13 protein-coding genes and 1 pseudogene are annotated in these 13,458 nt (G+C 64.9%); all 14 read left to right on the plus strand.

Translation table 11 applies throughout. From position 1 onward, the window contains the following. Nucleotides 1-228, plus strand: a pseudogene (locus OJB03_RS04280) (methyl-accepting chemotaxis protein); the annotation flags it as partial. A 153-nt stretch (nt 229-381) separates the two neighbouring features. Continuing rightward, nucleotides 382-1,026: a thioredoxin domain-containing protein gene (locus OJB03_RS04285; protein ID WP_263785538.1), complete on the plus strand. Its 645-nt coding sequence runs from the start codon at nt 382-384 to the stop codon at nt 1,024-1,026. Between the two features lie 47 nt (nt 1,027-1,073). Next, nucleotides 1,074-3,032: a methyl-accepting chemotaxis protein gene (locus OJB03_RS04290; RefSeq protein WP_263785539.1), complete on the plus strand. Its 1,959-nt coding sequence runs from the start codon at nt 1,074-1,076 to the stop codon at nt 3,030-3,032. Nucleotides 3,033-3,158: 126 nt separating this feature from the next. Next, nucleotides 3,159-3,980, plus strand: a complete 822-nt coding sequence (locus OJB03_RS04295; protein ID WP_263785540.1) for a motility protein A — start codon at nt 3,159-3,161, stop codon at nt 3,978-3,980. A 24-nt stretch (nt 3,981-4,004) separates the two neighbouring features. Continuing rightward, nucleotides 4,005-4,775 (plus strand): OmpA/MotB family protein, encoded by a 771-nt coding sequence (locus OJB03_RS04300; RefSeq protein WP_263785541.1) that lies wholly within the window; start codon nt 4,005-4,007, stop codon nt 4,773-4,775. Then, the gene (locus OJB03_RS04305; RefSeq protein ID WP_263785543.1) at nt 4,718-5,329 is read left to right on the plus strand and encodes a flagellar basal body-associated FliL family protein; all 612 of its coding nucleotides are present in this window, start codon (nt 4,718-4,720) and stop codon (nt 5,327-5,329) included. The genes OJB03_RS04300 and OJB03_RS04305 overlap by 58 nt, the downstream gene beginning before the upstream one ends. A 59-nt stretch (nt 5,330-5,388) precedes the next feature. Beyond that, nucleotides 5,389-6,507 (plus strand): flagellar motor switch protein FliM, encoded by a 1,119-nt coding sequence (fliM, locus tag OJB03_RS04310; protein WP_263785545.1) that lies wholly within the window; start codon nt 5,389-5,391, stop codon nt 6,505-6,507. Further along, nucleotides 6,425-7,360 (plus strand): flagellar motor switch protein FliN, encoded by a 936-nt coding sequence (fliN, locus tag OJB03_RS04315; protein ID WP_263785547.1) that lies wholly within the window; start codon nt 6,425-6,427, stop codon nt 7,358-7,360. Before fliM ends, fliN begins: the two co-directional genes overlap by 83 nt. Before the next feature lie 128 nt (nt 7,361-7,488). Beyond that, nucleotides 7,489-8,061 (plus strand): FliO/MopB family protein, encoded by a 573-nt coding sequence (locus tag OJB03_RS04320; RefSeq protein WP_263785548.1) that lies wholly within the window; start codon nt 7,489-7,491, stop codon nt 8,059-8,061. Between the two features lie 68 nt (nt 8,062-8,129). Next, nucleotides 8,130-8,912: a flagellar type III secretion system pore protein FliP gene (gene fliP / locus OJB03_RS04325; RefSeq protein ID WP_423816361.1), complete on the plus strand. Its 783-nt coding sequence runs from the start codon at nt 8,130-8,132 to the stop codon at nt 8,910-8,912. Between the two features lie 53 nt (nt 8,913-8,965). Continuing rightward, nucleotides 8,966-9,235 carry a flagellar biosynthesis protein FliQ gene (fliQ, locus tag OJB03_RS04330; protein ID WP_011405299.1) on the plus strand — a complete coding sequence of 90 codons (270 nt, stop codon included), beginning with the start codon at nt 8,966-8,968 and terminating at the stop codon, nt 9,233-9,235. A gap of 71 nt (nt 9,236-9,306) precedes the next feature. Continuing rightward, the gene (gene fliR, locus OJB03_RS04335; RefSeq protein ID WP_263785551.1) at nt 9,307-10,083 is read left to right on the plus strand and encodes a flagellar biosynthetic protein FliR; all 777 of its coding nucleotides are present in this window, start codon (nt 9,307-9,309) and stop codon (nt 10,081-10,083) included. 107 nt (nt 10,084-10,190) lie between these two features. Beyond that, nucleotides 10,191-11,252, plus strand: coding sequence for an EscU/YscU/HrcU family type III secretion system export apparatus switch protein (locus tag OJB03_RS04340; protein ID WP_263785552.1), 1,062 nt, complete (start codon nt 10,191-10,193; stop codon nt 11,250-11,252). A gap of 35 nt (nt 11,253-11,287) precedes the next feature. Beyond that, the gene (gene flhA / locus OJB03_RS04345) at nt 11,288-13,450 is read left to right on the plus strand and encodes a flagellar biosynthesis protein FlhA (protein WP_263785553.1); all 2,163 of its coding nucleotides are present in this window, start codon (nt 11,288-11,290) and stop codon (nt 13,448-13,450) included. Nucleotides 13,451-13,458 lie beyond the last annotated feature (8 nt).

A 13,458-nucleotide genomic window follows, 5' to 3' on the forward strand; every position in this document is an offset into this window, starting at 1 on the left:
GAGTCGATCTCCGGCGTGGCGGACAGCGTGTCGGACTCGACGAACCAGTTGGCAGAGATGGCCGACGACATGTCCCGCCAGGCCGAAGACCTGGGCGATCTCATCGAGCAGTTCGATGTCTCGGCGGCCGGGAAGGGCGCCCGGGCGCGGCAGGGCGACGCGGCGCCGGAGCCGACCCCGAACGTGTCGGCGTCCGGCTCCAACGGGGCGGCGGTAGGGGCCGCCTAGCCGCGGGGCACGCACGCTGTCTTTGGGAGCCATTCAACCCTGACGGTCATTCCCGAACGGTGGGAGAAAGAAGAGGACTGGACACTTAAGGTCCGCTCCGGCGTGCCGATAATCATGGGTGCGCCGGATTTCTCTTTCCCGTCGTCTCGCATCATGCAGCGCCCTGCTTCCGACATCTGGACGACCCTCCCAGTGGGATGGATTGCTGTGATCCTCTGGGCGGCGGCGGTCGGGAGCGGATTCGTGCTGTTGACGAGCTACCAGAACGCGCCCGGGACGCCCGCCCAGCCCCCTTCCGAATGGCCGGCTGAGAGCCGCATCGAGCTGGCTGATCGAGGGGCGACGCTGCTCGTATTCGTCCATCCGCACTGTCCGTGCACCGACGCGACGATGGAGGAGCTGGCGCGCCTCATGCGCCATGTGCGGGACACCGTGCGGGCTCATGCCGTCTTTTTGCGGCCGGAGCAGGTCGAGCCGGGCTGGGTAACGACGTCCCTCTGGCGCCGGGCCGAGTCGGTAACCGGCGTTCGTCCGCGCCGGGACCCCGAAGGACGTGAGACCGACCGGTTTGGGGTGGAGACGTCGGGCCAGGTGTTGCTCTACGGGCCCGATGGCGCGCTCCGGTTTCAGGGCGGCATCACGGCGGGCCGAGGACACGAAGGCGACAATGCGGGACGTGCTGCCCTCCGGGCCCTCCTCACGGGCGACCGGCCGGCCGAGACCGAGACGTTTGTTTTCGGCTGTTCGATGCACGAAGACGGAACGACCGGATGCATCGGAGGGGTGTGCCTCCGGTGAGGATCCGTTCCGCCACCGTCTCATGAACGCGTAGCGCTCTATCTGCCATGCCTGCCTCTACAACAGTATCTTCGGAAGCGCCCAATTCGCCGCCCAGCGACGCTGAGGCGTCGGCCGAGACGGTCGCGCCGGATGAGGTCCACCGTCGCTTCATGGACTACGTGACGGAAAACTACCGCAACGTCGATTTCCGGTTCGCGGTGTTGATGACGGTGCAGTGGGCCGCGGCGATCGTTGCTGCTGTCCTCATCTCCCCGAACACATGGGCCGGGACCGAGAGCACGATGCACGTGCACGTCTACGCGGCCATCCTGCTGGGGGGGCTCATCAGTGCCCCACCGGCCATCCTGGCGTGGGCGCGGCCGGGGACGACCCTCACCCGCCACCTCATTGCCGGGGCTCAGCTGCTGATGTCGGGGCTGCTCATTCACCTGTCGGGCGGACGCATTGAGACGCACTTTCACATTTTTGCGTCGCTGGCCTTCCTCTCGTTGTACCACGACTGGCGGGTGCTCTTTACCGGTGCGGCGGTGACGGGGGTGGATCACGTCGCCCGGGGCATCATCTGGCCGGAGTCGATCTACGGCGTGCTCACGGCCAGTCCGTGGCGCACCGTCGAGCATGTTGCCTGGGTCGTGTTTTCTGTTTCCTTCCTGGCCGTGGGGTGTGTACAGGCCGTGCGGATGTACCGCCGGCGGGCGAAGCAGGAGGCCGAGGCGGCACAGAAAAACGACCGGCTGGACGCCCTTCTCCAAGACGTCAAGGCGGCCAAGACCGAGGCGGAGGAGAAGCGCGAACAGGCCGACCGGCTGGCCGACCAGTCGCGCGTCGTGCGGGACTACCTGGAGGGGGAGGTGGAGCGCATGCTCGGGGCGATGAATCGCCTGTCGGAGGGGGACCTGACGGTTGAGTTTGAGCCGAGCCGCGTTGAGGACACCCTCAACGAGGACCTCAGCGAAACGGAGGCCCTCGTGGACCGGCTCGGCGACGGGTTTAACCAGACGGTGGAGCAGATGCGTGAGACGCTCACGGAGGTCGATGCCGCCGTGAGTGAGACGGCCACGGCCACGCGGCAGGTCGGAGCGGTCACGGACCAGTTGGCCGACGGCGCCGATCGGCAGCACGCCCAGGCCGACGAGGCGGCCACCGCGGTGGAGGAGATGAGTCGGACCATCTCGTCGAATGCCGGCAGCGCCACCCGGGCGGCCGAGGCGGCTCAGCAAAACGGGCAGCAGGCCGAGACCGGCGCGGAGGTGGTCGGGGAGGCCGTGGAGAAAATGCACGAGATTGCCGATACGGTCCAGGACTCGGCCCAGACGGTCAAGGAGTTGGGAGCGTCCAGCGAAGAGATTGAGGAGGCCGTGTCCATCATCAACGACATCGCCGACCAGACGAACCTGCTGGCCCTCAACGCGGCCATCGAGGCGGCCCGGACCGGCGAAGAGGGACACGGCTTTGCGGTCGTGGCCGAGGAGGTCCGTGAACTGGCCGAGCGCACCGCCGAGGCGACCGACGACATTGCCGAGATGGTCGGTGAGATCCGCGACAAAGCGGACGAGGCGGTGTCGGCCATGCAGCAGGGAGAGGAGCAGGTGCAGGACGGCATGGCCCTCGCCGACGAAGCGGGGAAGGCTCTCGACAAGATCGTCGACGGGACGCAGGAGGCGGCCGACACTGTCAGTGAGATTGCATCGGCCACCGAAGAGCAGTCGGCCACCAGCGAACAGATCGCGAAGAGCGTACAGGGAATTTCGGAGGTATCGAGGGAGGCGGTCACGGGCATCCAGCAGATTGCAGATACCGTGGAGGACATGGAGGCGCGGACCGACCGCCTCAGGCGACTGGTCGGCCACTTTGCGCTCGAAGAGGCGCAGGCAGCGGAGCAGCGTCCAGGGGCGGTAGCGGCCCCGGACGATGCTCCACGTGGCCCGTCGACGCAGTCGCTGGATCAGGCCGAGAACCTGCCGTCGGACCCGTCGGCACTGGGAGACGGAGCGCCCGACTAAGGAGACTCGCACGCGGGGAGAGAGACAGAGCGGAAGTCGTGTGGGCGGCACGATTTTCCGTGGTGGCGCCCTGGGTTTTTTCCGGGCCGTCGTGTTTTCACCTTGTTATCCTGAATGGACGTAACCATGAGGAAATCGACCTCGATTGGCCTGATCAGTGGCTTTGCCCTCATCACCGGGGCCATCCTGCTGGGCAACACGTGGGGGAAGTTTTTCGACCCGGCCTCGCTGCTGATGGTGGTTGGGGGCACGGCGGCGGCCGTGGTGGTTAATTACTCCTTCGAGGACCTGAAGCGCGTGATCGAGATGACGCAGGACATCTTCACGTTCGACCCTCCATCGTTCCAGAGTCGCCTCGACCAGATTACCAACATGGCCCGCACCGCCCGCCGGGAAGGGGTGCTTGCCCTCGACCGACACATCGACGACGTCGACGATGACCTTCTGCAGTTTGGGCTCGAAATGGCCGTCGACGGGATGGGGGAGGACGAGATTGCCGAGATGCTCGACCAGCGGATCGCGGAGATGAAGAGCAAGCGCCAAGTCGTGGCGGACTTCTTTACCCAGGCGGGGACCTACGCCCCGGCGTTCGGCATGATTGGCACCCTCATCGGGCTCATTCAGATGCTGAACAACCTCAGCGACCCGAGCAAGATCGGTGCGGGCATGGCGACGGCCCTGGTGACCACCTTCTACGGGGCGCTGCTGGCCAACTTGGCGTTTCTCCCGCTGGGCGACCGGGCGCGAAAGCAGAACGAGCTCCGGGGAAAGGCCCGCTATATTACACGGGAGGGTATCCTCGCCATCGCCCGGGGGGACAGCCCGCGCATGATTGAGCAACGCCTCGGCTTCCTCGCAGAAGGAGAGGGGGAAGAAGAGCCGGAGGCTGCGGGGGCGGAGTCGACGGAAGACGCCACCGACGCCCAGCCCGCTACGGCCGCGGCATAGTCCCATCACTTGTTCTACACCCTTATGAGCAGCAACCAAGTGGGTCCCGATGCCGACGAGGACGACGGCGACGACATGCCGACGGCGCCGTTCTGGATGACGACCTACGGCGACATCATGACGCTGCTCGTCACCTTCTTCGTCCTCCTGATTTCCATGTCGGAGATTCGGATGAAGAAGTTCCGGGACGCGATCAGCAACTTTCAGCGGCAGCCCGGCATGTTTTCCGGGAGCAAGTCCGTCGTGCCCGCCGACTACTCGTCGGGCTCCAGTCAGTCTCGGGCGCGAAAGCGGGCCGAGCAGTACGAGGAGTTCCTCAAAAGGATTGAGGAGCGCGGGCTCGGCGACAAGATCCAGGCGGACCTGAAGAAGGAGGGCATCCACGTTGTCATCGCCGACTCGTTGATGTTTCGCACCGGACAGGCACGTCTCCTCGAGCCTTCTCAGACAGTGTTGCGCGAGCTGGCGAATCTGCTCAGCCGGGACGTCGGGTCGGTGGTCGTAGAGGGGCATACTGACAACCGCCCAATCGAGACCCGAAGATTCCCGTCGAACTGGGAGCTGTCGACCGCCCGGGCCGCGTCGTCGGTACGCTTTCTGCAGAATACGGCCCCTGAGTACGACTCCTCGCGCTTCAAGGCCGTGGGGCACGCCTCCACGGATCCGCGTGCCTCCAACAAGACGGACGAAGGGCGGGCCCGAAATCGTCGTGTAGAAATTATGTTCAACTGGCGCTCATGGAACAACAACAAGACGACATCGACCCGTCCGGAGTCGACGGCGACGGGGCCGTGACGGAGAGTGAAGAGCCGCTCGTCAAACGGCATTTTCTCCTGCTTCTATCCCTGGCGCTTGGCGTGGCGGGCGTGGCCGGGGTAGGGGTGACGTACGCGCAGTACGACCGGGTCGGAGAGACGATTCAGTCGATCCCGTACGTCGGGCAGATTGCCCAGAATCCCGGGAAGGTCCCGTATGCCAATCAGATTGCGGGGATGATTCCCTTTGTGGGGGGCGGCGACTCCGGTGAGGATGGCGAGTCCAACAAGGTCGGCTCTCTGTCGAAGATGGAGGGGCTCGTGGTCAATCCCGCAGGCTCCCGGGGCAACCGGTATCTGGCCGTCAGTGTCGCCTTCGAGATGGGGGCGCCCACGGTGAAGAAGGAGATGAAGAAAAAGAAGGTCATCGTCAAAGACGCCGTGCTGCGGCTCCTGTCGGAGCAGACGGTCGAAGAACTCTCCAATCCCAACCGACGCGACAGCCTGAAAGCATCCCTGCGCAACGAGGCGAACGGAATCCTCAGCAAGGGAGAGGTGGATCGGCTATACTTTACGGAATTCGTTTTGCAGTGACCAGGACCCGTGGGCGCGGGGACGTTCACTGATCTTCTCGACGGCATCGCAGCACTGGCATGTCGAAGCCCCTTAGTCAGGAGGAAATTGACGTCCTTCTCGGCGACGCCGAGGCGGAAGAACAGGACGAGCCTACCGGAAAAGCAGGCGACGAGCCAGACGCGCAGGCGGAGAAGGAAGCGCAGGCCCAGCCGTACAATTTCAAGCGGCCGCGCCTGTTCTCGCAGACACAGAAGCGCATCCTGAACCAGGTGCACGAGTCGTTCGCCCGCGACCTCTCGGTGTACCTGTCCGCCCAGCTCCGCACCATCGTCGACATTTCGCTGACGGCCGTCGACCAGGTGCTCTACTCGGAGTTCGTGATGTCGAGTGCTCCGCCCTCGGCCCTGTACGTTCTGCACGAGAACGAGCTCGAATACCGGTCGATTTTCGAAATCGACCCGCGGCTGGTGGTGTACACCATCGAAAAGCTCATGGGGGGCGACGGGCACCTAATGGACGATTCCCGCGAGGTGTCTCCGATCGAGCAGCGTATCATGAGCCGGGTGATGAAGCGGGCATACCGGAAGCTGGAAGAATCCTGGGAAAAGGCCTACGAGCTGTCGGTCGAGGAGGTCGCGTTCGAGTCGAACGCCGAATTTGTGCAGATCATCCCGGCGGCCGAGCCGGCGCTCGTGGCCTCGTTCGACGTGCGCGTCTACGACGAGCCGTCGTTTATCAACATCTGCTACCCGTACCTCATGCTGGAGCAGATGCTGGGGCGCGCCGGCATGGAGCAGTGGATTTCCAGCTCCACGACGGCTGTCGAGCCTGAGGTGCGGGACCGGTACGAGGACACCCTGCGAGAGACGGAGGTGAACCTGAGTGCCGAGCTGGGGCGCACCGTCCTGCCCGTGACCGAGCTGGCCCAGCTGCAGGAGGGCGACGTCATTCCCCTCGACCGCGAGACCGACGATCCCATTAAGGTATTTGTGAACGGCGAGCAGAAGTTTGAGGCCGTGCCGGGCCGTTCGGGACGGCAGCGTGCCCTACGGATTACGGCGGCGGAATCCCCTGAGAACGTCGAGTTCGATTCTCTGACCCCTTCCCCTGATCATGAACCAGAACACGCTCGAGACGCACATACAAACGGCACTAACGGCGCTGGAAGCACTGCTGGAGCAGCTGAGCGGGAATGAAATCCCGCTCAACACGTCGGCCCCGAAGAATATCGCCGACCGGTCGCCCACGGAGGCGCTCCAGAACGACTTGGAGGAGCGCTTCGTCCTGCACGCCGCCGACAAGGACACGATTGTGGCCCTGGACCCGGACTGGGTCCCCCTCTTCTCGGAGGCCATGTTCGGGGAAGAGATGGAACCCAATGCGGACGGGGCCCTCGACCTCATGCAGGAGATTTCTTCTCAGGGCTTCGGAACCGTACAGAGCACCCTCTCGGAGAAGGGCCTGACCCTCCCCGAGGTGCAGTTCGACACGGCCGCTCCGGGCCAGGCGCCTCCGTCCCCCGGCGGGGCCTCGTGGCTCGTGCCGTTCAAGGCGCAGGGGGGCGGGGGTGAACTGGACGGGCTTGTGCTCCTGCCGGACGGCGGCGAGGAGGCGTCGGACGAGTCGACCCAGACGGAGAGCGCTTCCCAGCAGGCTTCCACGGGGTCTGCTCAGCCGTCGGGCGCGTCGGGCGGCGGTGCACCGTCGTCGTCGGAGTCAGAAAGCGTCGAGGTGTCGCCCGCCGCCTTCAGCGAGCTGGGCGACGAGGAAATCAGCGGAGACGGGGGCTCGGGCACCTTCAAGCTGCTGGCGGACGTGGACCTGGAGGTGCGGGTGGAACTGGGCCGCCGCGAGTTGCCCCTCGCGGACGTGCTGAAGCTCACGACGGGGAGCGTGGTCGAACTGGAGAAAATGGTCGGGGAGCCGCTGTCGGTGTACGCCAACGGGCGCCTGATTGCCGAGGGGGAGGCCGTAGTGATTGACGAGCAGTTTGGGGTGCGTATCACAAATCTCGCCTCGGAAGGACATCGCGAGAAGGCATTTTTCTAACCCGGAACGGGACCCACGACGGGAGAGCCCCGGAGGATTTTCCGGCTGGCATCGTTTTCGCAAAACAAGAGAGCGAATATTGCGCCCTCTTGTTCTGCCGCTCTCATCCGTGTTGCCGTCTGCCGACCATGGTCCCCTCCGCCCCAGACTCGCCCGGAGTATCCACACGTCGCCTGGCCTGGTATGCGCTGTACGCGCTGGGGGCGCTGGTGGCCCTCTGGGTGCTGGTGCAGGCCGCCGCGCTGGTCCCGCCCGCCGAGGGGGCCGAGTCCGCCGACGGGGCCGAACGGGAGGCTCCCGCCTCTCCGTCCGTATCGTCGGACGCCGGTGTCGATCTCTTCACCTGGGGCAACCTGTCGGCCCTTCTGGTGCTCGTGGGGGGCGGAGGATACGCGCTCTACGTGCGCCGCCGTGTCTCGTCCGAGGAGGGCTCCGTCGCCCTCCGCCCAATCGGGCAGCTGGCCCTCGGGCAGTCGCAGCACCTCCGCCTTGTTGCGTGTGGGGACGAGGTGCTCCTGGTAGGGGCGACCGAAGAGACGGTCGAGCTCCTGAAGACATATCCCCGCGAGGCGTTTGACGAGTCGATTCTCGACGCGGCGGAGGGCGACGAGGCCCCGCCGGGCGGAAGCGGGCCCTCGCCCCAGTCGGCACACTTCGCCGACGTGCTGAAGCAGTTCGCCCGCCAAAACTCCCTGTCGTGACGCCGCACGCCGTGCCTACACGTCTCTCTACGCCGTGTCCCTCGCCCGTTCGACGGACCGGGGGACTCATCGTACTGGTTGTGCTTCTGCTGGCGAGTGGGCCCCTCGTGGGGTCGACCGCGTTTGCGCAGGAGGCCGGAGCGACGGCCGCGCAGGTCGATACGTCCGGGTCGTCGCTCGGGGGGCTCCCCCAGGTCGACCTGAACCCTTCGGAGGACGGGTACGAGCTGCCGATCCAGCTTCTCCTCCTGCTGACGGTCCTCACGCTCGCCCCGGCCATCATCATTCTGATGACCAGCTTCACGCGCCTGGTCGTCGTCTTCAGCATCCTACGCCGGGCGCTGGGGCTGCAGCAATCCCCGCCCCGTCAGGTCGTCATCGGCCTCTCGCTCTTTCTGTCCATCTTTATCATGCAGCCGGTGCTGGAGACGGTCCACCAGGACGCGCTCCGGCCGTACCTGGACAACGAGATTACCCAGCAGGAGGCATTCGACCGGGCGTCTACGCCGATGAAGCGGTTCATGCTCACTCACACGCGGGACAAGGACCTCATGCTCTTCATGGACATGGGGGAGATTGAGAGCTTCGAGAGCCCGGACGAGGCCCCGCTCTACGTGGTCGTGCCGTCGTTCGTCATCAGCGAGCTCCGGATTGCGTTCCAGATCGGCTTCATGATCTTCCTGCCGTTCCTCATCGTGGACCTCGTCGTGGCAAGCATCCTGATGAGCATGGGCATGATGATGCTGCCGCCCGTTATGATTTCGCTGCCCATCAAGCTGCTCCTCTTTGTGCTGACCGACGGCTGGTACCTCATCGTCGAGTCGCTCATGCAGGGCTATGCGGTGGGGTAGTGCCCCCCCGCAGGCCCCTTCGCAATCGCCGTACATCAACCGCCTCCCCCCCAATGAACGCAGATGTTGCTGTCTACTGGCTCAAAGAATCGCTCCGAACGGGATTTATGGTGCTCGGGCCCATGCTGGGCATGGCGCTGCTGGCTGGAATTGTCGTGAGCCTCTTCCAGGCCGTCACCTCCATGCAGGAGATGACGCTCAGCTTTATCCCCAAGCTCATCGCAATTGCCGTTGTCTTCTTCTTTATGATGCCGTGGATGATTCAGATGATGACCGACTTCACGGCCGAGATCTTCGCCGCCATCCCCAGCGTGTCGAAGTGACCGGCGGCCCGCGGCCGGACGTTCTTCTCCCATGCCCGTGACGACCGACGTCGTGACAGACGGCGTGTCCCATGTCGCTGCTCGATACCGAGTACATTTTGCGGGTGCTGCTCGTGTTTGTGCGGGTCAGTGGCCTGATGCTGGCGGCCCCGGTCTTCCAGCAGCAAACCATCCCCGTGCGGGTGCGGGTGCTAGCCAGCGTGGTGCTGGCCTACAGCCTGGCGGGGTTTGCCACGGGGCCCCTGCCCGACCACGTGACCCACGATGTCGGGTTTATACTGGTCGTGCTGGTGGAGGCGGGCACGGGGCTTGTCATGGGCTTTACGGCGCGCATCATCTTCTGGGCGGTGAGCTTCGCGGGAACGATCATGGGATATCAGATGGCGCTGAGCCTCGCGCAGACCTACAACCCGATCAGCGGCACGTCGAGCAACCCGCTCGGCCAGATTCTCTCGTACACGTTTCTCCTCGCGTTTCTCCTCGCCGACGGGCACCACTTCCTCCTGCGGGCACTCGCCCAGTCGTTTGAGGTGGTGCCGCTGGGCGGCGCCGAGCTGGCCGGGGCCGGGCCGTCGATGCTGGAGTGGATGGGGGACTTCTTCCGCCTCGCCGTCCGGCTGGCGGCGCCGTTCCTGGTGATCCTCTTCCTGACTGACATCGCGCTGGGCATCTTCGCGCGCCTCGTCCCCCAGGCCAACCTGTTCACGCTCAGCCTGCCCACAAAGCTGCTCGTGGGCATTGGAATCTTCCTTGTCTTTATACAGGGGGCCGTCCCGTTCTTCCCGTCGCTCTTTGGGCAGATTGAGCAGATGGTGCACGAGGTCCTCCGGATCATTGCGCCCGGGTAGCCGGCGACGGCGGGCCGGGAAAAGTTTTCCGTTGCGTCCCACGCAGTCCTTTCCCCGTGCTGGGACGCCGAGAATCTCGATCGCGTGATCACTTTCCAGTGCCACCGATGAGTGAGACGCAGGAAAAACAGTACGACCCAACGCCCCGGCGCCTCGAGAAAGCGCGCGAAGAGGGAAATGTGCTTCGGGCAACCGAGCCCGTCTCCGTGGGGCTCCTGCTGACGGCGATGGCGCTCTTTTCGGTGGGGGGCGCCTCGGCGTTTCAGTCCCTCCAGGACATGGCGGCGCGCATATTTCTCCGGTCGGCGCGCATGTCCCTCACCGTAAAGTCGATCCAGAGCCTCGTCGCGGAGATTGGGGTGCAGGTCGCCGAGATGCTAGCCCCCCTCTTCATCGTGCTCGTGGTCGCGGCGGTGGGACTCAACATGGTCCAGTCCGGATGGAACGTGTCGTTCACCCCCATCCAGCCGCAGCTCAGCCGCGTGAACCCGTTGGAGGGGCTGAAGCAGATCTTTTCCTCGGAGGGCGCCTTCGGCTTCGCGAAAACCCTCCTCAAGATCGGCGTGGTGGGGCCCATCGCGTATTTTGCCATGCGGCCGCTTATCCCGGAGATGGTGCAGGTCTACACGCTGCCGCTGCCAGCTCTGCTCGACCAGGCGGCCGACTGGTTCTTTGCACTGATGTGGCGGGTTCTGATGGGCCTCGTCGTGATTGCGGCGCTCGACTTTGCGTTCGAGCGTTGGAAGTACTACGAGGATCTCAAGATGAGCAAAAAAGAAATGGAGGACGAACAGAAAGAAACGGAGGGGGACCCGGAGTTTGAGGAGAAACGGCGGGAGAAGGCCAAAGAGCTGGCCGAGCAGCCGCGCATGGACCACGCCGTCATGAAGTCGGACGCGGTCGTTACAAATCCGACGCACTACGCCATTGCCCTGCGCTACGACCCCGACGAGGCGCCGGCTCCGCGGGTGTTGCTGAAGGGCGTTCGCAAGCGCGCGCTCCGCATCAAGGAGCTCGCCGCCGAATTTGACGTGCCCACGTTCGAAAATCGGTCCCTGGCACACGCCTTGTACGACAATGTGCCAGAGGAAGAGGAAATTCCGGAGGAACTCTACCCCGCCGTCGCCGCCATCCTCGCCGAAGTGTACGAACAGCGCGGCGACGTCTGATCCGTTGTGCTCTGTCATCCACCCCCGCAGGTGCTTTGTCCCGCGCTGCTGATTCCCGCACGTCGTCGTCGCCCACTGGGTCGCTGGGGGTTGGAGGGTTTGACAGCGAGATTGTCGTAGCCGGTGCCATCGTGGCGATTTTGTTCATGATGGTGGTGCCCCTGCCCAGCTACCTGCTGGACCTCTTCCTGGCCACGGACATCGCTCTGAGCCTTGGGGTGCTCCTGACGTCGTTCTACGCCGAGCGGCCCCTGGAATTTGCGATCTTTCCGGGCCTGCTACTCACGACGACTCTCTTCCGGCTCTCGCTGAACGTCGCGTCGACCCGGCTCATCCTGGGCAACGCGGAGGCCGGGGCCCTCATCAACGCGTTTGGGAGCTTCGTCGTGGCGGGCAACTACGTGGTGGGGGCCATCATTTTCCTCGTGCTCGTCATTATCAACTTCGTGGTCATCACGAAGGGCACCGAGCGCATCTCGGAGGTGGCCGCGCGGTTTACGCTCGACGCGATGCCGGGAAAGCAGATGGCCATCGACGCGGACCTCAACTCGGGCCTCATCGACGAGCGGGAGGCGCGCGAGCGGCGGGACGAGGTGACGGAGGAGGCCGATTTCTACGGCGCCATGGACGGTGCGACGAAGTTCGTGCGGGGCGAGGCCGTCGCGGGCATTCTCATCACGGCCATCAACGTCGTGGGGGGGCTGGTAATCGGCGTGACCCAGCAGGCGATGGGGGTTGGGGAGGCGGCGAGCACCTTTGCCCTGCTCTCGATCGGGGACGGGCTCGTGTCGCAAATCCCTGCGCTCATGGTGTCGACGGCGGCCGGCATCATTGTCTCGCGGGCCAGCGGAGAGGAGGGGTCGCTGGCCAGCGAAATGAAAGGTCAGCTCCTCGACAAGCCGCCCCCGCTGCTGATCACGGGGTGCTTCCTGGGGCTCATGGGCTTTGTGCCGGGGCTGCCCATCATTCCGTTCTGGCTGCTGAGCGCAGGGGTGCTCCTGTTGTGGTACCTACGCAGCAAAGAGAAGAAGGCGGAGGAGGAGGCAGAGGCGGAGCGCCAGCGCGAGGCGGAGGAGCAGCAGGCCGAGGAGGAGTCTGAAGAAGACCCCTCCGACCTGTTGCTGGTGGACCCGCTCGAATTGGAGATCGGCTACGGGCTCATCTCCCTGGTGGACCCGGACCAGGGCGGAGACCTTCTGGAGCGCGTCAAGATGCTGCGGAAGCAGCTGGCCGAGGAGATGGGGCTCGTCATCCCGCCGGTGCGCATCCGAGACAACGTCGACATGGACTCGAACAAATACGTGATTCGGCTCCGGGGGAATCCCATCGGAGAGGGGCAGGTGATGCCGGGCTACAAGCTCGCGCTGCTCCCCGACGACGTCGACGAGGCGCCGTCGGGCATCCGGGTGGAAGACCCCACGTTCGGGCTTCCGGCCGTCTGGGTGGCGGAGCGCAACCTGCCAGAAGCGGAGCAGATGGGGCTGACCGTCATCGAGTCGCCGGCCGTGATCTCGACCCACCTGCTGGAGGAGCTGCGGAAGAACGCCTATCGGCTCCTCGACCGGCAGGAGGTCCGGGAGATGCTGGACAAGGTCGAAGAATCGGCGCCGGCCCTGGTTGACGAACTGGTGCCGGATCTCCTCTCGCTGGGCAGCATCCGCAAGGTGCTCCAGCGGCTGCTGGAGGAGCGGATTCCGATCCGCGACCTCGTGACGATCCTTGAGACGCTGGCCGACCACGCGTCGCAGACGCAGACGGTGGAGGTGCTGACCGAACATTGCCGGGCGGCGCTGGCGCCCACCATCACCCGTGAGTTTTCGGGGCCCGAGGGGCGCATCAAGGCCTTCGTGATGGATCCAGCCCTGGAGCAGCACCTGCTCGAAAGGGCCGAGGCCGGGGGCCTCGACGCCAACACCCTCGGGCTCCAGCCCGAACGGGCCGACGCCCTCGTGAAGGCGATCGACGAGCAGGCGACCCAGCTCATCAGCAATGACCGGGCGCCGATCTTGCTGATCTCCCCCGTGCTGCGGGCGACGGTCTACCAGTTCCTAGACCCAATGGTCTCGGACATTACCGTCCTCTCCTACAACGACCTCACGCCCGACGCCCCGGTCGACATCGTCGATCAGGTCAGCATCCCGCAGGGATCGTCGTCCTCCGACCTGTCCGCCGCGACTGCCGGAATCTCCAACACATAACCTCACCC

Origin of the sequence: Salinibacter grassmerensis (assembly GCF_947077765.1) — a bacterium.
Taxonomy (GTDB): domain Bacteria; phylum Bacteroidota; class Rhodothermia; order Rhodothermales; family Salinibacteraceae; genus Salinibacter; species Salinibacter grassmerensis.

Bases quoted from the DNA above. Each gene is read 5' to 3' on its own strand.
- OJB03_RS04295 (WP_263785540.1), top strand. From the start codon at position 3,159: ATGAGGAAATCGACCTCGATTGGCCTGATCAGTGGCTTTGCCCTCATC.
- OJB03_RS04320 (WP_263785548.1), top strand. From the start codon at position 7,489: ATGGTCCCCTCCGCCCCAGACTCGCCCGGAGTATCCACACGTCGCCTG.
- OJB03_RS04285 (WP_263785538.1), top strand. From the start codon at position 382: ATGCAGCGCCCTGCTTCCGACATCTGGACGACCCTCCCAGTGGGATGG.
- fliN (WP_263785547.1), top strand. From the start codon at position 6,425: ATGAACCAGAACACGCTCGAGACGCACATACAAACGGCACTAACGGCG.
- OJB03_RS04340 (WP_263785552.1), top strand. From the start codon at position 10,191: ATGAGTGAGACGCAGGAAAAACAGTACGACCCAACGCCCCGGCGCCTC.
- OJB03_RS04300 (WP_263785541.1), top strand. From the start codon at position 4,005: ATGAGCAGCAACCAAGTGGGTCCCGATGCCGACGAGGACGACGGCGAC.
- fliQ (WP_011405299.1), top strand. From the start codon at position 8,966: ATGAACGCAGATGTTGCTGTCTACTGGCTCAAAGAATCGCTCCGAACG.
- OJB03_RS04290 (WP_263785539.1), top strand. From the start codon at position 1,074: ATGCCTGCCTCTACAACAGTATCTTCGGAAGCGCCCAATTCGCCGCCC.
- fliM (WP_263785545.1), top strand. From the start codon at position 5,389: ATGTCGAAGCCCCTTAGTCAGGAGGAAATTGACGTCCTTCTCGGCGAC.
- OJB03_RS04305 (WP_263785543.1), top strand. From the start codon at position 4,718: ATGGAACAACAACAAGACGACATCGACCCGTCCGGAGTCGACGGCGAC.
- fliR (WP_263785551.1), top strand. From the start codon at position 9,307: ATGTCGCTGCTCGATACCGAGTACATTTTGCGGGTGCTGCTCGTGTTT.